Origin of the sequence: Aquimarina litoralis, from assembly GCF_019295435.1 — a bacterium.
GTDB lineage: Bacteria > Bacteroidota > Bacteroidia > Flavobacteriales > Flavobacteriaceae > Aquimarina > Aquimarina litoralis_A.
The window spans coordinates 74,094-93,984 of the sequence record NZ_WEKL01000019.1 but is presented as its reverse complement, the minus strand read 5'-3'; the positions used below and the strand labels follow the sequence as shown (position 1 = coordinate 93,984).

The window sequence follows — 19,891 nt, the reverse complement described above, 5'->3', positions numbered from 1 at the left end:
TAAATGAATTCTTAATTAACCAATTATACTCTTAATTATTAAACCTTTAAAATTAACCTAACACAAACTCACCAATGAAAAATCGTAAACACACAACGAAGTATCGACGTTTTTATACGTTTGTCATGATGCTTTTTTTAATTATGGGTACGAGTCATGTTTTTGCAAATACCCCAAAGAACACGAAACCAAAGAAAGTTACTTCTTCCTATGATTGTGCCCCACCTTTAAGTACTTTGGCTACTATTAGTCCTGTACAATCAGGTTTTTGGAATCAGGCATCTACATGGCCTAATGGTATTGCTCCCACATCAAATGATGATGTTGTTGTCCCTTCCGGAATAGACTTAGTTATGGTAGGAACCTGTAGAGCGAGAAACATTAATGTACAAGGAAAGTTAAGTGCTGTTAATTGGCAAGCTGGAGGAGCGTGGATCGATTTAGAAGCGCGAAGCATTATGGTTGCCAATGGCGGTTATATGGAAGTAGGAACCGAAGCACAACCTTATCATGCTAACAGAAATGCCAATGGAATTAGTTGTCAGATCACACTTACTGGTACAAAAGTAGTTAATGCGGCCGCATCTTATAAAGCCATTATGGTAATGGGTGGTGGTCGCTTAGAACTACATGGAAAGAAAAAAATGAGTTGGACTAATATTGCAACTACCGCGAATCAAGGAGCTCAACAAATAACACTTAAAGAAGCTGTAGACTGGGAAGTAGGAGATCAAATTGCATTAACTGCTACAGGATTAGCAAGCTCTCAATCGAAAGCTTGGAACAATGTTGACGAAGCACAGATTACTGCCATTAGCGGAAATAGAAGAACACTTACATTAGCATCCCCACTGCAATTTACCCATATCGGTGGATCTAAAACCTATACAAGAGCTCGAGACGGGAAAACTTGGAATGTAAATATTCAGGCTGAAGTTGGTTTGCTTACACATTATATTAAGATCCAAGGTAAAATGGATGCTAATAATGAGCAAACTGGATTTGGAGGACATATTATGCTAATGAAGAATTCTATCGCTCACGCAGAAAATGTAGAATTGTATAAAATGGGTCAAAAAGGAGTTTTAGGAAGATACCCGTTTCATTGGCATTTAAATGAAGATAAGGCTCAAGGCAGTTATTTTAGAAATAGTAGTGTACATAAATCTTTCAACAGAGCTGTAACCATTCATGGTACCGATTATGTAACTGTAGACGGTATATTTGCCTATGATCAAATAGGTCATGGAATCTTTTTGGAAGACGGTGCTGAACGATTCAATACCATTAAGAATAATGTAGTTTTTGTAACTAGAAGACCAAAACCAGGAGAACAACTAACACCATCGGATAACGAAGCCAATGAACCTCAAAACAGAACTCCTGCTTCTTATTGGATTACGAACCCAAATAATTACTTCGAAAATAACATAGCAGCAGGTACTGAAGGAACAGGATTTTGGTTTGCCTTTCCTGAAAGACCTATGTTCGATTCTGGTAATCTAGCCTATTATCAAGGTTTGAACCCTTCAAAGGAGCCTTTAGGAAGATTTGATGGTTTTGTAGCTCATACCTGTATGACTGGTTGGGACGTTTTTGATAGATTAAACCCTAATCATTCTTTAAAAAAGAATTTTGGATGGGATGTTAATACTAGGCAATTGATTAAAGATGGTCTGATGTATGGAAATGACCAAGCATTATATAGCGGATTGGGTGTAGGTGGAACCAATGAAAATACTGTTTTTTATAACTGTGCTTTTAGCGATAATAAAACGGTTTCCATGCTCGCTGGAGATCTAACTATAGAAAATAGTCTTTTTAATGTTGATACGGATCTAGGAGTGTTTAATGGAGTACGAGAATTCTTTAGGTTCTATGATGGACCTGGTAGACATATCGATTGTCATTTTGAAGGATGGAATCGATCTAATGCAGAAATGATTAAGCAAATTACAGGAGGAGGAGCCACGGAGAATTTTAACCCTACATTCCGTGGAACTACAAAAGGGTTTTCAGAACCGTTCCCATTTAGATTTTTTCCTTTACCAAATACAGATAATACTCGCGCCAGAAAAGTGGGACAGTTCTTCAAAGACTATGATGGAGGATTAACAGGTAAAGCAAATACAACGCTAATTAGAGATATTGCATTTCTTAGAGATGGACATGAATACAGACATCCTTCCTGGAGAAATGCTGCACGATCTGATTATTTCTTCGCAGGATTATGGCTTGCAGGGATTAATTCCAGTGGAACACGAATATCAGTAGTCCGTTCGAAACCTGGAACAGAAAATGTTTGTTTCTATGAATCTGGAAATGCATCTTCAGGAACGTATAAGTTTCCTACGATTGTCAATGAAGGCTTTAGATATACATATTATCTGGATAGAGCACCATCAAATAAAAGCATTCATCTCATTTGGAATAGAGGAGATGCTGGTGATTTAGGATTTGTAGTTTTTAAAGGACTTGGAAAACTAGGTAATTTTAGAGCAAGAGGGCATAATTTTAATCTACCGCGTCTAAATTCTATAGCGGCAGTAGAAAATGCTACAGATAATGCTTATTTTATTGCAGGGAATGGTGATGTATATCTTAAACTTAGAAATTTAGGAGGTGATGATAGATCTAATATTTTCTTCAATTGGGATAATAATGGAAGTTTTCAACCAGCAGCCCTACCTTGTACTACAAATGATCTAGATGGAGTAACAGCAATGGATAGCGATGGTGATGGAAGGCCAGATATTGTCGAAACGGATACTTGTGGAAATCCAAATAATGCATCTGATTTAAACTTTGAGTTTAGCAATACGGATGAGAGTTTTCAACGATTTAATACAGCTGCAGCAAATACAAGTAGTGATCAGTTTTGGTTGATTAGGGCAGATAATTCTAATGATCCCTATATCGTAAGGAATGGTTTAAAATTTAGTGGAAGTCAAGTACCACAATTGAAAATCAGAACAAAATCTGAAGCTGCGGGTACTTTCCAATTATTCTGGGCAACTACGGATCAACCTAATTTCGCTGCTGCTAGATCAGTAACAGTYGCTCCTCAAACAACAAATGTTTTCGAAGAACTTGTTTTTGATATGAGTAATTTGAATACATGGATGGGGAAAACAATTACCAAAATTCGTTTGGACTTCCCTCCAGATGCATCTGCGCCTAGACATACTTGGATAGATTATATACATGGTCCTGATGCCTCCAGCGCTCCATGTGATAATACACCAGAGATCACATTCACAAGTCCTACAGATGACCAGTTTTTAACTGGAGATGATGTTGGCGTTGTAATTGGTGTTAGCAATGGAAATATCGCTAATATCAGGCTTTATCTAAATGATGTTTTGGTGAGACAAGAGAATGCAGCACCGTACGAATGGGGAACTGCAAATCCAGGTGCTAATGATAATGCCTTATTAAATTTAGCGGCTGGAACCTATGAGTTAAAGGCAGTAGCGACAGCTACAAACGGTACAAGTACTACGGAAATTAAGACGATTACTGTAATTGATCTAACATGTGATATTGTACCATATGTAAATATCAATAATACAGGTTGGCAATCTGTAGATGTAGCTAATGCAAATGTCGGTGATACGGTATGGTTTGGTCCACAATCCGAAGAATTTGGTCCTACATCAAATGGTTGGTCTTGGACAGGTCCTAATAATTTTAGTCATAATGATAGAGGATTGTTGTTATCTAATGTACAATTGAATCAAGTAGGTACATATACAGTAACGAATACGGATGCTAATGGTTGTACCGCTTCTAAAAGTTTTACTTTAAATATTAATGCAGATCCAAATCCAAATGCTATCGCTATTCCTGGGAATTTTGAAGCTGAAGATTATACTGATATATCTGGAAGTGTACGAATAGAAAATACACCAGGCGGAGGAGAAAATCTTGGGTTCATTCTTAATGGGAACTATACTGAATATGAGATTGATGTAGCCGATTCTGGAACGTATGAGATTACTGCTTTTGCTTCTAGTGCTACCATTGGAGGTAATATCCAGATTTATACAAATAATACATTGAAAGGAACAATTCAAATTCCGGGTAATGCAAATTGGCATTCGTATCAAGCGTACACCAGTTCTATAAGTCTTTCCAGTGGGATTCAAACATTGCGATTATCATATACTGGAGGAGGCAATTACTTATTTAATGTAGATAGAGTTGAAGTTACAAAACCAACTCAGATAGAAACTACTACCACATTATCAGCAATACATGATGCTTATCTCGATAATGGTATTCGTTTTAATAACAATATGRTGAGACTAGAAAATGGAAGACGTACCGGATATTTAATGTTTGATACATCCAGTATTAATGGAGAGATTCTGAATGCTGAATTAGAATTTGAAGTATTTGGAGATGCTGGAAATGGAGGAGTCGTTATTCAGGAAGCAACACATAACAATTGGACTGAGACAAATCTTTCTAATCAGAATAAACCGAATAAAAAGTCACAGACTATAGGCTCAAGAACAGGTGCTTATGCTATAGGTTCAACTATTCGAGTACCACTTGATCTTTCCAAAACTACAGGTAATAGATTAAGTTTGATATTAGAAATGAGTGGAGGTAATGATTTTGCTTTTGGATCTAAAGAAAATGGAACTACAGGTGCTCCAAAATTAGTAATTACTTATTTGGAAAATAAAAACCCTGATGTTGATCAGAATTTGCCTGTGTTATATCCTAATCCAGTAAGAGATGTTTTAAGTATGTCACAGGCTAATTTCACTAAAACTGTGAAAGTATATGATATGCTTGGAGCAGAAAAAATAAATATCTCTCTGGGAGAAAATGAAAATGAAGTTGACTTAGGACGATTATCCAAAGGAATATATATGGTACGAATTATTGATGTAAATAATCGGAGAATAGAACCAATGTTATATAAAGTTGTAAAATCGAATTAGTAAAGGTGAATGTAGCCTTAGTTTATAATTCTATGAAAAAACCAAATCGCAAACTAAAGCGGTTTGGTTTTCTATACAAGGAATGTCATATCACTACGTTTCAATAGACCAATAAAACGTGAAAGTTTATAATGTAATATCCATTGAATATCTCTTGGACTTAAACCAATGATTATTTATTAACTTATTAGAGGTAATATTATATAATAATTGTATCTCCATTATCTTTTGTCGAATAATGTTTACTAAAACAAGAAAAAATAGTTTCATGCATAGAAGAAATTCCAGACTTTTCTTCTTTTATACATGAATTTACATTGTATCTCCTTATAGAATTTATTTAAGACAGGTCTTATTTGCAAGTCTTTCCATTTTATTAAGATCCTAATTAATTTTCTTTATAGTGAAGAAAACAGTTCAATTGTATTTGTTTTAATGTTCCTTCTCCTCCAGGATCTTTAACACTTTATTTTAAACATAAGATGTTTCCATTTTTTCAGGCTTCCATTAGTTGCCTGCAATATGATTGCATAGGATTTAATTGTCTATGATTTATTAAAATCAACAAAATATAAAAAATGAATTCATATGTAATATTTACATATAGAGTTTTTAGCTATAACAATATATTTTTTTAACCACTAAGATTAATTTAATACAAACCAACTTATGAAAAAGCGTAGATACATATCGAAAAATAAACGTTTTTATACGTTTGTTATAATGATGTTTTTATCTGTGGGAATTGGCAATATTTTCGCTCATACTCCCAGAAAGAATACCATTAAAAAGGTGACATCTTCTTATGATTGTCTACCTCCTTTAAATTTAGCCACCATACAACCTATACAATCTGGGGCTTGGAATCAAGATAGTACTTGGCAAAATGGTATCCGACCGACTTCAAATGATGATGTAGTAGTGCCAGAAGGAATGACACTTACACTAATAGGAAACTGTAATGCCAGAAGTATTGAAGTGAATGGAACCCTAAGAGCTTATAATCATCAAACTCAAGGAACTTGGTTCAACTTAACGACCAAATATATTATGGTAATGGGCCAAAATGCATTAATGGAAATTGGTACTAAGGATCAGCCGTATATAAGTGCCGAAGGTGGCGTTATTACCTTAACCGGAACCAATAGAAATGAATTAATCCCAGGAACTCCAGTTAATTCTAAGGCTATTATGGTAATGGGCGGCGCTACTATGAATTTACACGGTAATCCAAAAAAATCTTGGGTAAAAATAGCCACTCAAACACCAGCTGGATCAACATCAATAACCCTTACAGAAGATGTTGATTGGGAAGTAGGTGACCAAGTAGTGATTACTCCAAACAGACTAAACCCGGAAGAAGCTGAAGTTAGGAGCATTACAAATGTTTCCAGTAATGGACGAACCATTTCTTTTGCACAAGGTTTGCAATTCCCTAGAATGGGACAATTACAGACCTATTCTAATGGCACAAAAACTTGGACAATGGATACTCGAGTAGAAGTTGGGCTACTTAGTAGAAATCTTACCATTCAAGGAGATAATAACACTACTGATGGTAATCGATATGGAGCTCATGTGATGATTATGAATGGTTCCACAGGAAATGCGGACAATGTAGAATTTTATCGCATGGGACAAGGAGGAACACTAGGGAGGTATCCATGGCATTGGCATTTATTAGGGGCTGCAGGTAATGGGCAGTATATTACCAATTGTAGCATTAGAAAAAGTTATAATAGAGCCATTACTGTACACGGTACTTGGGGAACTTTGGTAGACAATAATGTAGCCTATGATCATAGAGGCCATGGTATCTTTTTAGAAGATGGTTCAGAGATTAACAATGTTTTTTCAAATAATTTGGTGTTGTTATCTAAAAAGCCATTAGAGCAAGATGCTTTATTGGATTCGGATTTTGATTTTTCTGAACCACAGAATGTTTCTCCGTCTGCTTTTTGGATCACAAATCCAGATAATAGTTTCATTGATAACATCGTTGCTGGAACAGAAGGTACAGCCTACTGGTTCGCCTTTCCTGATAGACCTACGGGCAATTCAGAAAGCTTACCCGCTTTGGCCAATTTAAAGCCTAGAGAAACGGAGTTAAAGGAGTTTTCTGGGAATAGTGCACATAGTAGTCGATCAGGTTTTGATATCAACGATGCACTTACACAAAACCATACGCTAAGAAAGAATGTTGGTTTTACAGTAGATAATCCATTTGTTATCAAAGATTTCACAATGTTTAGTAATCATATTAATATATATGCTGGTATTGGTGGAGGTTTAGAAAATATCATATTTGAGAATGCGATGTCCTCAGATGCTCGATTTCATACAATGCTAGCCACTAGAGCAACCCTCCAAAATTCGTTATTTGTTTCTGATACCGGTAATGGTTTAAACACATCAAATGAGCAAAAATCTCTTAACCTTTTGTATGATGGCGCACTAAGAATGTTTGATAGTCATTTAGTAGACTGGGATAAAAATGATAGCTCTATATTTGATAATAATGGAGCAGGTACCAAATTTATCAATCACCAGTTTAAAGGTATTACTTATAATCATGCAGGCCCTCCCAGAATAAATATTGAGCATCAATGGACACCACCCAACGATAATGATCATACATGTCTACAGACCTGGAGTAATGTTATTCAAGATTTGGATGGCTCCCTCACACGCACCGGCGTGTCTAGCTCTTTAACTAGTGAAACTGATTTTTATGTATTTGATGATACTTACCAATTGCATAACTGGGATGGGTTGCATAGTGCCCCTAAATCCTTTGCATTGTTGAGAACAAGCAATGATGTTCCTCTTACTATGACTAGAAAAAAAGTGGGATGTACAATTTCCAAAGTCTTCAGTTCTAGTGCTTGCGGTGTCGGACCTTATTCCAACCATCACTTTACACTAGATGATGCTCACGATCAATTTGAACATGCTATTTATTATAGTAGTCTTTCTGGAAATAGTATGGAGGTAATACTAAATAATGACAGACAAGTTGGAAAAGCTATGACCGTACGATTTAAAGGTTTTGGAAATTTGAATAATGTAAGGATAGATGGAATATCCCAAAGCAATGGCATTAATCAAGTTAACAATTCAAATACTACAGCTTATTATGTAGAAAATAATGGGGATTTGTATGTGAAATTTATACTGGAGAATAAACTTTTGACCACCAAGTATATAGTTCGATGGAACTCTGGTAGTTTACCTAACCTTAACCAATATAATGAAGAACCAAATCTTATGAATGCTTATGTAAGAACTTCTAACCAATCGGGTTGTATGGCAAGAGCTACAGTTCATATAGAAAATAACCCTACGAAGACGCAGGTACAAGTAAGTTTAGATGGAGGACAAACATATACACAAAATTTCAATGATAATGTAGGAACAAGAAGCTTTAATAATGTTCCTGTAGGCACTTTAATTTATGCTAGATGGGCTGGGCAATCTTGTGGGCAACCTATTGGAATGGTAAAAAATAATCAAGAGAATGCAAGTTGCAATAATGATCTTCCTGATAACACACCTCCGATAGTAAGTTTTCAGAGTCCAAACGGCAATCAGTTTGATGAAGGGTCTGATTTAGGTGTAATAGTTAATGCTTCTGATAATGATGGTTCTATTGCTAATGTAAGATTATATATGAATGATATTTTGGTACGACAAGAAAATGGAGCTCCTTATGAGTGGGGAACTGCAAATGCAGGTAATGAAGACGCTTTATTACTCAACTTGTCGGCTGGTAATTATACCTTAAGAGCAGTAGCAACTGATAATAATGGTGCTAGCACGACAATAACAAAAACCATTGTCGTTTCAGGACAGAACCAATCACCAATTGTAACTTTTATAAGTCCTACGAATACATCATTTGATGTTGGAGAAAATCTTGGTGTAGTGGTCAATGCTGTTGATAGTGATGGTTCTATTACTAATGTTCGATTATATATCAATGATGAATTTGTACGTCAGGAAAATGTAGTTCCTTACGAATGGGGTATAGCAAATGCGGGTAACGAAGATCCTTTATTACTCAATTTATCATCTGGAAATTACACTTTAAAAGCAGAAGCTAGAGATAACAATGGAGCAATGACTACAATAACAAAAGTTATTGAAGTTTCTGAGCCCAATGAACCACCAACCGTGACTTTTACAAGTCCTGTGAATACAACATTTGAAGTAGGAGAAAATCTTAGTGTAGTGGTAAATGCTATAGATGACGAAGGTATTTCTAATGTAAGATTATATATAAATGATATTTTGGTACGGCAAGAAAATGTAACACCTTATGAATGGGGTGCTGCAAACCCTGGTCAAAATGATGCCTTATTGTTGAATATGGCAGCTGGGACTTATGAATTAAAAGCAGTAGCGACAAATAATGCAGGAATTACAGCAACTATAACCAAGAATGTGCAGGTTATTGGTAATACCGTAGTACATATACGTAAACGTAATGCTATAAATTTTGCTCTGGATGGTGGGAATGGTGGAGTTCCTAATAATAACGTGTTTTTATATGCTGCCAATCCAAATAATGTAAACCAACAATGGATAGAAATTGATCGTGGGAATGGCTATTATTCATACCAAAAAGTTAATACTGATTTATGTATGGATGGAGGAAATAACGGAGCACTACGTCAAAACATAATCCTATGGAACTGCGAAAATAATAATCAGAATCAGCACTGGAGAAAGGTTAAAATCTCTGGGAATATGTATCGTTTGGAAAAACGAAACTCTAGTGGGTTCTCTATAGATGGAGATTTTGGAGGAGCTAATGGAAGGGCTACTTATCTATGGACTAACGGTAATAGTAATCAAAATCAACATTGGATTTTTGAGGTGTTAGAAGAAGATAAAACTCCAATAGAAGATGAGGAGTTGAGACTTTACCCTAATCCAGTTCAGAACACCTTATTTATCTCTGGAAATACAGCTGAGAAAGTAGTTACAGTATATGATGTATTAGGAGCTGTTAAAATTAAAAAGGAGTTAACAGAAGGAGAAAATATTATTTCTATGGAACCTTTTTCTGCTGGGCTATATTTAGTTAAAATAATAGATTATGATAATAATTCAAATACTAAAACTTTTAAAGTTGCTAAAAAATAGGCTATTTCTCTCAAATAAATAATATAGGAAATAGATTAATAGAATGATAACAGACCTCTTGACAATTCGTCAAGAGGTCTGTTATATATAGTATACAATTTGGTTTTTAGAGATCAAATACTCTTGGTAGCCAAAGACTTAATTCTGGAATATATGTAATCATTACTAAGACAAATATCATAATCAGAAATAGCGGCATTAAAGGTCTAATCACTTTCTGAATACTTAATTCTGCCACACTACATCCTACAAAAAGAACAGAGCCTACAGGAGGTGTACATAATCCAATACATAGATTTAATATCATAACAATACCAAAGTGGATAGGATTCATTCCTAAATCCGTGACAATAGGCAAGAATATTGGTGTAAAAATTAATACTGCTGGAGTCATATCCATAAATACTCCAACAAACAGTAAAATAAGATTGATAAGGATTAATATGACGATCGGATTATCACTAACCGAGAGTAATGCATTACTGATTTCCTGAGGAATATTTTCATAAGACATTACCCAAGACATAGCAATAGAAGTAGCAATTAATAATAAAACAATTGATGAGGTTTTAATGGTTTCCAGTAATATGACTGGAATACTTTTAAATGTAATTTCCTTATACACTAATGCTAATATAAATGTATAGATCACTGCAATTGCTGATGCTTCAGTAGCTGTAAAAATACCAGCTACTATTCCTCCAATAACTACTACCAATAATAAAAGACTTGGTAATGCATCTAAAAATCTCCTGAAAAAAGTAGTAATACTGACTAATTTTTCGGTAGGATATTTTTTGATTACCGAATAGATTCCTGCAACCAACATTAAGGCGAAACCGATTAATAATCCAGGCACATATCCAGCTACAAATAAAGCAGCAATAGAAACTCCACCGCTAGCAAGAGAATATATAATTAAGACATTACTTGGTGGAATCAATAAACCAGTTGTTGAACTTGTAATATTCACAGCAGCACTAAAAGATTTGTCATATCCTTCTTTTTCCATCATCGGATTCATAAATCCTCCAATAGCAGAAGCAGCAGCTACTGCAGAGCCAGAAATGGCACCAAAAAGCATACAAGCAAATATGTTTACAAAGGCTAATCCACCAGGTAAAGGACCTACAATGGCTTTCGCAAAATTGATAAGCCTTACTGCAATACCACCTCTGTTCATAATTTGCCCAGCTAATATAAAAAATGGAATAGCAGAAAGCGTAAAACTATCTAATGATGTTGCCATACGTTGTGCTAAGGTGGTAACTGATGGCATAAAAGGCATTGCAACGATTAGCGTAAATAATCCGGAAAGACCAATAGCATATGCGACAGGCACTCTAATAGAAAGTAGTACCAGAAAACTTAGTGTTAGGATTAAAACTTCAGTATAATTCATAAATTATTTTTTAAGAGCTCTTTTTTGAAGCAAAATTTCCAAAGAATAATAACAAACTAATAAACCACTTAGTGGAATAACCAGATAAATAATCCCTAACGGAATCTCTAACGTAGCCGATTTTTGCTCAAATACAAAGGTTAACCAACATAGCCGTGAACCTCCTATGACCATTACAAGAAAACCAAAAATAAATACAGCTATTTGTATAATCCCATCAAAGAATAGCTGCCTTTTAACAATAACATGAGAAGGGATTAAATCTATAGCCAGATGCAAACGTTTCCCAGTTGCATATGCAGCTCCTAATAACCCTAACCAGATCAGTGAAAAACTAGAGACTTCATCAGTAATTGTACTTGGTGATTTTAATAAAAATCGTGAAAAAACCTGCCATATAACACTAAATAGCATTATTGAAAACAATACAATCAATGCTTTTTCTAAAACGGTATCGATTATCTTTTTCATTGATTTATCTTTTTGATATTTTGAATTAGGGATACCATTTCAGGACGGTCACTGAACATATCTTGGATACTTTTAGTGTTTTCCTGAAACGGGACTTTATCGGGAGTTATAATTTCTACACCAGCTTTAGTTATAACATCTAATGATTCTTTTTCTGAAGCAGCCCATAATTTCCGTTGTTCTATGGTTGATTCTCTAGCAGCTTCTTTTAGCCATTTTTGTTCTTGTTCGGATAATCGTTCCCAAGTGTCTAAACCAATTAATAATACATCTGGAACTGAAGTATGCTGATCTAAGCTAAAGTATTTACATATTTCATAATGCTTAGAAGTATAAAAGCTAGGAAGATTATTTTCTGCACCATCTACAACACCTTGTTGCAATGCGGTATATAGTTCTCCCCACGAAATTGGAGTTGGAGATCCACCCAACGAATTAACCATAGCGATTGCCATATTACTTTTCTGAACTCTTATTTTAAGTCCTTCAAGATCAGTAGGGGTGCTAATAGGCTTTTCTTTGGTGTAAAAACTTCGACTACCAGCATCATAAAATGTGAGTCCTCTTAATCTGAATTTATCACCTTTGGTGAGCATTTCATCACCAATGGCACCATCAAAAACATCAAAAGCATGTTGTCTGTCTCTAAATAAGTAAGGAATACTAAATACTTTATATTCTGTAATAAAATTTTCCAAAACAGCGGCAGAAACCTTGGTGATATCTAAACTTCCTATTTGCAGTAACTCTAAGCATTCTCTTTCTGCCCCAAGTTGACCGCTGGGATATAACTTAACTTGTAGGGTTCCATTTGACTTTTTTTCGAGTTTTTCTCCTAGAATAACCATTGCTTTATGTACCGGATGTTTTGTGTCCAAAGTATGAGCTAGCCTAAGAATTTTGATTTCTTTTTCAGTGGAACAGGACACCATTACAATCAAACCAGTAAAAAATAAAATTAGTTTCTTCATTTTCATAGATCTTTATTTTTTAATGTTTGAACATATTGTATCACTTGTTTGATATCACTAGTAAGTTTTGAGAAGTTTTGTTTTTTGATATCATTTTTATCAAAAAGTTGAGACCCCATTCCTACGCAGCTCACTCCAGAATCAAACCATAGTTTCAAGTTTTCTATTGTAGGCTGCACGCCTCCTGTAGGCATTACTTTTACTTGCGGCAAAACAGATTTTACCGCTTTTATGAAATCCGAACCTAAAACATTACCTGGAAAAGCTTTGATAAGTTTTGCTCCATATTGATGAGCTGTATACACTTCAGTAATGGTGGCACATCCAGGAATGGATAACAAGTCTATTTCATTACAAAAATCCATAACCTCAGGAATCAAAGCTGGTGAGACTATGAAATCTGTTTTGACATCTATAAATTGTTGCGCTTGAGCTTTAGTAAATATGGTTCCAATACCTAAAAGTAAATCTTCATATTTGGTTGCATATTGCTTTAATTCAGAAAATATATCAAGAGCTTTGGTATCTCTATTCGTAAATTCAAATACTCTAATACCAGCGTTGTATGAGGCGTCTAATACTTTTTTAGAAACTTCAATATCGGAATGATTAAAAACGGGAATTACACCCACTTTTTCCATTGTAGAAATTATATGTTCTTTTGTGTAATTCATTTATCGTAATAATCGTCCGATGTTGTTACCATTTACTATTTGTTCAACTTCCTCCACGGAAACTAAATTAGCATCACCAGTAATACCATGTTTTAATACCGATGATGCTAATGCAAACTCTAAAGCTTCTGTATTTTCTTTGTGCATTAACCCATAAATTAGTCCAGCCATAAATGCATCTCCACCACCGATTCTATCTACAATGCTTTGCATATCATAGGTTTGAGAATTGTATAGCGTGTTGTTTTTCCAAAGTACAGCTGATAATTTATTATGAGAAGCAGAAATGATTTCTCTACTTGTATTGGATATAGTATGAATGTTGGGGTATTGTTTCTGTATTTTTTTACAAGCTTCTTGGAAACTATCCTCCAAAATATTTAGACAATTTTTGAAATCTGTCAAACCTCCAACAATTACATTACTTTTACTTATTAGATCGGGCATAATGTCTAAAGGTGATTTTCCGTATTGCCAAAGATTTCTGCGATAATTGATATCGCTACTAATAGTAATTCCTAGTTTTTGAGCTGCGGTAATAGCATCTAAACAGATCTGTGCAGCAGAAGCAGAAATAGCAGGAGTTATTCCTGTCCAATGAAACCAATTTGCATCTTTAAGAATTTCGTTCCAGTTAAACAACGAAGGATCTAATTGAGAAAATGCAGAATGAAATCGATCGTAAATAATTTTTGAAGATCGCTGCATGACTCCATTTTCGAGAAAGTACAGTCCCATTCGACCTTCAGTGAATTTGATATAATCGGTATGAACTCCAGATTTTTTTAAATATGCGCAGGCTGTTTTTCCAATAGCATTATCTGGAAAGCCAGAAATATGACATGTTGTTACATCCCATCTTGCTAAAGATAAGGCTACATTGGCTTCAGTACCACCAAAATGAATATTGTATGAATTCGATTGTTCGAATCGTTCATTCAAAGCTGTGGTTAAACGCATCAATACTTCACCTAATGTAACTACACGTTTTTTCATATTAGTTTATTACTATTGGATTCGATAGTTTCTCACTCGTTTCGATAACCATTTTTTCAAACCCCTTGTGGTTTTTAAATTGTGCATCTGATGCTTCCCATCCTGATAAGAAATAGAAAGTAGTTGGTTTTTGATCAGAAGCTTTCATAACTGTATAATAGGTGTTTACAATATTTGTTTCTCCATCATCGACCTTTTCCTGAGTAATAAAATCAGCTTTGGAAACTAATATGGCCATACCTAGCAAATCCTTATTTTCGGATTGCTTACCAAAAGTTTCTAAGACATTATATTTATTAAAAATTTTGGTATTCATTTGGTTAGGTTTTAGATTTACAATTCCACTAACTAGTTTCATTTGATCTGTTAGGCCTTTAAAAAAAACATCACTTTGATATCCCCATTGTCCTTTCCAAATAGTAATTCTATGGATTACATCTATATGTTGATCTCCGATTTTTGAATTCTTATAATTCATTTCGAAAATAGACCGAATAGGACCTTCAGTAATCACTTCAAATTTAGTATGATCTATTCCGGTAATTCGATATAAAGAATCCTTGTATTTTATCGCTAAAGCTCCTGCACCTAATGATTTCCCAACTTTTAGGACATCCATACCCCAATCAGCTAGTTCATGGTAGTTTCCTTCTCCTAATCCAACCTTGTCCAAAACGGGATCTGAAGTTGTTTTACCAAAAATGTCGATGCCATTTCTAGGATCAAAATAAAATCTGAAACCTACTTTATCATTCTCCCAAGATGGTCCTTCCATTTGATAAAAAATACTGTCGTTAGTTCTAGGATCCCCCTTTCTTTCCTGAGCTAGCACTTCTTTTACATTTGACTTGTTGGTTCCTATTCCGAAACGAATATTTGTTCTAGATTTAAAAGAAGGAATGCTTTCGGGAGCGATAGTTGTTAACTCTAATTTTCTAGTTTGACTTGGTTTAAAATCCAAAACTAAAATCAGTTCATCCCAAGCTCCATCTTTCTGTAAATCGTCCAATTGAAAAGGGACAATTTTTCCAGTCGAATCTTTTAGTACGGGTATGTTGTTAGCTGGAAGACTATCTAAAACAGTAACTATTTGGTCCTTAGAAATGACAATATCTTGGTCTACTCGATCAATATTAGTTGTATTCGTAAAACTAATATACTTTTTAGGTAATTCAGGGTTCGAACTATCTTTACAACTTGTTATTACACAGAATAAAGAAATAATGATAAATAGATATCTCATCTGTTTATTTTTAAGGTTTTTAATTAAGGTAGAATGTACCTTGAAGTTTATCTGCAATTGATAACCTAATTAATAGATTACATTCCCTTATTTTTCGTTCGTAGGCTTGCCGATTGTTGCAAGGATTCCCCCATCTACATATAGTATATGTCCATTAACAAAATCACTTGCTTTTGAGGCTAGAAAAATTGCTGAACCTGCAAGATCATTAGGGTTTCCCCATTTTGCTGCGGGAGTTCTGTTTACAATAAAATCATTAAATGGATGCCCGTCGATTCGAATAGGTGCAGTTTGTTCTGTCGCAAAATATCCAGGGCCAATTCCATTAACTTGTATATTGTGTTTTGCCCACTCAGTAGCCATATTCTGAGTTAACATCTTTAGTCCACCTTTAGCAGCTGCATATGCTCCAACAGTATTGCGACCTAATTCGCTCATCATCGAACAGATGTTAATAATCTTTCCAGATTTTCGTTTTATCATTCCTTTGACTACATGCTTGGAGACAATAAAGGGGCTCACTAGATCCACGTCTAATACTTCTTTAAAGTCATCAACTTCCATATTTTCCAGAGGGATTCGTTTTATAATTCCAGCATTATTGATAAGGATATGAATAGGGCCAATTTCACTTTCAATTTTTGAAATTGCATCTTGTACTTCACGCTCATTGGTCACATCAAACTTATAGCCTTTTGCTTTGATTCCTAAATCGGTATAAGTTGTTATCGCATGATCAATTTTTTCTTGTGATGAGTTGCCATTAACAATGATAGTTGCTCCAGCAAGCCCTAGACCTTTTGCCATTGCCATACCCAAACCATGAGTAGCTCCTGTAATTAAGGCATTTTTATCTTTTATATCGAATAAGGATAAAGACATATATGTATTATTTAAGATCTGTTATTTTACATGTATCCATATCTCCGTAATCCAAATTTTCTCCTGCCATTCCCCAAATGAATGTATAATTAGAAGTACCAGAACCAGAATGAATGGACCAGGGTGGCGAAATAACAGCTTGTTCATTTTGCATCCAAATATGTCGAGTTTCATGAGTTTGACCCATAAAATGACATACAGATTGACCTTCAGGAACTTCAAAATAGAAGTATACTTCCATTCTTCGATCATGAGAATGAGCAGGCATGGTATTCCAAACACTTCCTTTTTTTAATTCTGTCATCCCCATCTGTAGTTGGCATGTTTCTACAATCCCTCCAACAATAAGTTGCAGTACGGTTCTATGGTTAGATGTTTCTAAAGAACCCAATTCTATTTTGTTTGCTTTTTCTTTCGTAACCTTTACGGTTGGATAGCTCTGATGTGCAGGTGCTGAGTTGATATAAAACTTGGCGGGATTAGAAGCACTTTGACTTTTAAATAGTATCTCTTTATTTCCTTTTCCTACATATAATGCTTCTTTATATTCTAAATCATAAGAAGTACCATCCACTATAACTGATCCTTTTCCTCCTACATTGATAACACCCAATTCTCTTCTCTCCAAAAAATAAGATGATTTTAAAGGATCGATAGGTTCTAGTTTTAGAGTGTCATTTGGTACTGCAGATCCGGCTATGTATCTATCGTAATGCGAATAGGTGAGATTGATTTTTCCGAGTTGCATAATATTTTCTATCAAAAATTCATCTCTTAGCTCAGTAGTATCCATTGCTTTTACAGCTTTAGGGTGAGATGCATATCTTGATTCGTAAGCAGTAGCCATAATTCTCTTATTTTATTTATTTACGTTATAAAGATTTTCTAATTCCTAATTCCAAACCTCTAAGTTCTGCCAGACCTCTAAGTCTTCCAATACCAGAATAGCCTGGATTTGTTTTCTTATGTTGATCGTCTAACATTTTGTGACCATGATCTGGTCTCATCGGGATATTGATATCAGATCGTCCATTTTTAAATCTCTTTTTTTGCTCTTTAATGAGTGCTTTCATCACTTCGTACATATCTACATCGCCTTCTAGATGATTAGCTTCATAGAAATTACCTTCGTCATCTCTTTTAGTACTTCTCAAATGAATGAAATGAATTCGATCTCCTAAACGTTCAATCATACCTGACAAATCATTGTCATTTCGTACTCCAAAAGAACCTGTACAGAAGGTTAGTCCATTGTTAGGAGAATCTACAGCCTTATATAGATCCAGAATATCTTGTTCAGTACTTACTACTCTTGGTAAACCTAAAATTGGATATGGAGGATCATCTGGATGAATACACATAAGTACTTCAGAATCTTGTGCAACGGGTATAATTTCTTTAAGAAAATTGAATAAGTGTGTCTTTAATTCTTTGGATCCAATATCTTTATAGGTATTTAGGATATTATTGAAATCCTCTAATGAATATCCTTCTTCAGCACCTGGTAATCCTGCTATTATATTATTTATCAATAGCTTTTTCTGATCTTCAGACATTTGCTTTTCAAAAGCTTTCGCGTTTTCTATCTGCTTATCCGTGTAATCATTTTCAGCTCCTGGTCGATTTAGTAATAATAGATCAAATACAGCAAATTCTGTTGCATCAAAACGAAGAGCTGTTGATCCATCCGAAACAGGATATACTAAATCTGTTCGTGTCCAATCTAAAACAGGCATGAAATTATAACATATAATATGAATGCCGCAGGCACTTAAATTTTTGATGGTCGTTTTATAATTTTCTATGTATTGTTGGTAGTTTCCGGAGTTGGTTTTAATGTTTTCATGAATAGGAACACTCTCTACGACAGACCATCGAAGTCCGGAAGTTTCAATAGTGTTTTTTCGAAGTATAATCTCTTCTTTGGTCCATACTTGACCATTTGGAATATGATGCAGTGCTGATACGATTCCAGTTGCACCCGCTTGTTTTATATCAGATAGCGTTACTGGATCATTTGGTCCATACCATCTCCATGTTTGTTCTAAATTCATAACTTATTATTATACTCCGCTAAATGCGCTAAAACCTCCGTCAATAGGTATTACTATACCTGTAACAAATTTGGAACCGTCTCCACATAACCATTCGGTGGTTCCGATAAGATCTTCAGGTTCACCGTATCTTCCCATGGGTGTATGCTCAATGATTGTTTTTCCTCTTTTTGTAGGATTTCCTTTTGCATCAGTTAACAAGGATCTATTTTGATCAGTCAAGAAAAAACCAGGAGCTAAAGCATTTACTCTAATCCCCACTTTTGCAAAATGTACTGCTAACCATTGTGTAAAATTGGAAATGGCAGCTTTTGCACCACTGTAAGCAGGTATTTTGGTTAAAGGTGTAAATGCATTCATGGAAGAAATATTAAGAATACAACAGTCTTTTTTACCAACCATTTCTTTTGCAAAAATCTGTGTTGGTAGCAGTGTGCCTATAAAATTGAGATTAAAAACAAATTGAATTCCTTCTGAGTCTAGGTCAAAAAAGGTTTTAAAATCATTTTTGTTGTTTTCAAGATCTTCTAAGGTTAAATGCGTATGAGAAGTTGTTCCTTTTGGATGATTTCCTCCAGCTCCATTAATTAGGATATCACAACTACCTAATTTTTGATTCACTTCTTTTTTGGCTTCCAACAAAGAGTTCTTATTGAGAACATCTGCTGAGATTCCAATTGCCGTTCCTCCTTGTTGTTTGATTTCTTGAGCAACTTTTTCAGCTGCTTCTTTTCTAAGATCTAAAACGGCTAATTTCGCTCCTTTTTTTGCCAAAGCCAGTGCTATAGTGCTACCTAAAACTCCACCGCCGCCAGTTAATACGATTACTTTATTATTCATTGTGTAAAGAGAAAAAAAATCAACTCCTTCAAAGTTGAACTTTTTATGACAATTACTCTTTTAATTTAAAAAAAGGATCATACATAAAGTAGGATAAAAAAGTACAAGTTACTGGTATTGAGGTTTTTATGTTTTTTAAAAATATTGTGAATGACTTATTGAGAGCTCATAACGATCTTTGGTTTTCTATGTTTTTGTTGATGAAAAACATGAATTTTAAGAGTTTTTTTGAGATTAATTGAACAATTGACCCCC

12 protein-coding genes are annotated in these 19,891 nt (G+C 34.7%); 2 read left to right on the top strand and 10 right to left on the bottom strand.

Features of this window, described 5'->3' with window-relative positions; translation table 11 throughout:
- The first annotated feature begins 74 nt into the window (after positions 1–74).
- Together GBO31_RS11955 and GBO31_RS11950 are read left to right on the top strand one after the other, a co-directional pair.
- The gene (locus GBO31_RS11955; protein ID WP_219008577.1) at positions 75–4,955 is read left to right on the top strand and encodes a carbohydrate-binding protein; all 4,881 of its coding nucleotides are present in this window, start codon (positions 75–77) and stop codon (positions 4,953–4,955) included.
- Positions 4,956–5,624: 669 nt separating this feature from the next.
- On the top strand, positions 5,625–10,103 hold the full coding sequence (locus GBO31_RS11950; RefSeq protein ID WP_219008576.1) for an Ig-like domain-containing protein: 4,479 nt from the start codon (positions 5,625–5,627) through the stop codon (positions 10,101–10,103).
- A 106-nt stretch (positions 10,104–10,209) separates the two neighbouring features.
- Here GBO31_RS11950 and GBO31_RS11945 read toward each other — a convergent pair whose 3' ends face one another.
- The 10 genes from GBO31_RS11945 to GBO31_RS11900 form a co-directional block, all read right to left on the bottom strand.
- A complete protein-coding gene (locus tag GBO31_RS11945) occupies positions 10,210–11,505 on the bottom strand; it encodes a TRAP transporter large permease (protein ID WP_219008575.1) in 1,296 nt (431 codons plus the stop codon).
- A 3-nt stretch (positions 11,506–11,508) separates the two neighbouring features.
- Positions 11,509–11,976 (bottom strand): TRAP transporter small permease, encoded by a 468-nt coding sequence (locus GBO31_RS11940; RefSeq protein ID WP_246615851.1) that lies wholly within the window; start codon positions 11,974–11,976, stop codon positions 11,509–11,511.
- Complete coding sequence (locus tag GBO31_RS11935; RefSeq protein WP_343211312.1) at positions 11,973–12,947, bottom strand: TRAP transporter substrate-binding protein; 975 nt, start codon at positions 12,945–12,947, stop codon at positions 11,973–11,975. The genes GBO31_RS11940 and GBO31_RS11935 overlap by 4 nt, the downstream gene beginning before the upstream one ends.
- A 2-nt stretch (positions 12,948–12,949) precedes the next feature.
- Positions 12,950–13,621, bottom strand: a complete 672-nt coding sequence (locus GBO31_RS11930; protein ID WP_219008573.1) for a bifunctional 4-hydroxy-2-oxoglutarate aldolase/2-dehydro-3-deoxy-phosphogluconate aldolase — start codon at positions 13,619–13,621, stop codon at positions 12,950–12,952.
- Positions 13,622–14,617, bottom strand: a complete 996-nt coding sequence (locus tag GBO31_RS11925; RefSeq protein WP_219008572.1) for a sugar kinase — start codon at positions 14,615–14,617, stop codon at positions 13,622–13,624.
- 1 nt (position 14,618) lies between these two features.
- Positions 14,619–15,860: a DUF4861 domain-containing protein gene (locus GBO31_RS11920; protein ID WP_219008571.1), complete on the bottom strand. Its 1,242-nt coding sequence runs from the start codon at positions 15,858–15,860 to the stop codon at positions 14,619–14,621.
- A gap of 87 nt (positions 15,861–15,947) precedes the next feature.
- On the bottom strand, positions 15,948–16,742 hold the full coding sequence (locus tag GBO31_RS11915; RefSeq protein WP_219008570.1) for a gluconate 5-dehydrogenase: 795 nt from the start codon (positions 16,740–16,742) through the stop codon (positions 15,948–15,950).
- Positions 16,743–16,749: 7 nt separating this feature from the next.
- Entirely contained in the window at positions 16,750–17,589 is an 840-nt protein-coding gene (kduI, locus tag GBO31_RS11910) for a 5-dehydro-4-deoxy-D-glucuronate isomerase (RefSeq protein WP_219008569.1), read from the bottom strand.
- A 25-nt stretch (positions 17,590–17,614) separates the two neighbouring features.
- Positions 17,615–18,796, bottom strand: a complete 1,182-nt coding sequence (gene uxuA / locus GBO31_RS11905; RefSeq protein WP_219008568.1) for a mannonate dehydratase — start codon at positions 18,794–18,796, stop codon at positions 17,615–17,617.
- Between the two features lie 9 nt (positions 18,797–18,805).
- The gene (locus GBO31_RS11900; protein WP_219008567.1) at positions 18,806–19,636 is read right to left on the bottom strand and encodes an SDR family oxidoreductase; all 831 of its coding nucleotides are present in this window, start codon (positions 19,634–19,636) and stop codon (positions 18,806–18,808) included.
- Between the last annotated feature and the right edge of the window lie 255 nt (positions 19,637–19,891).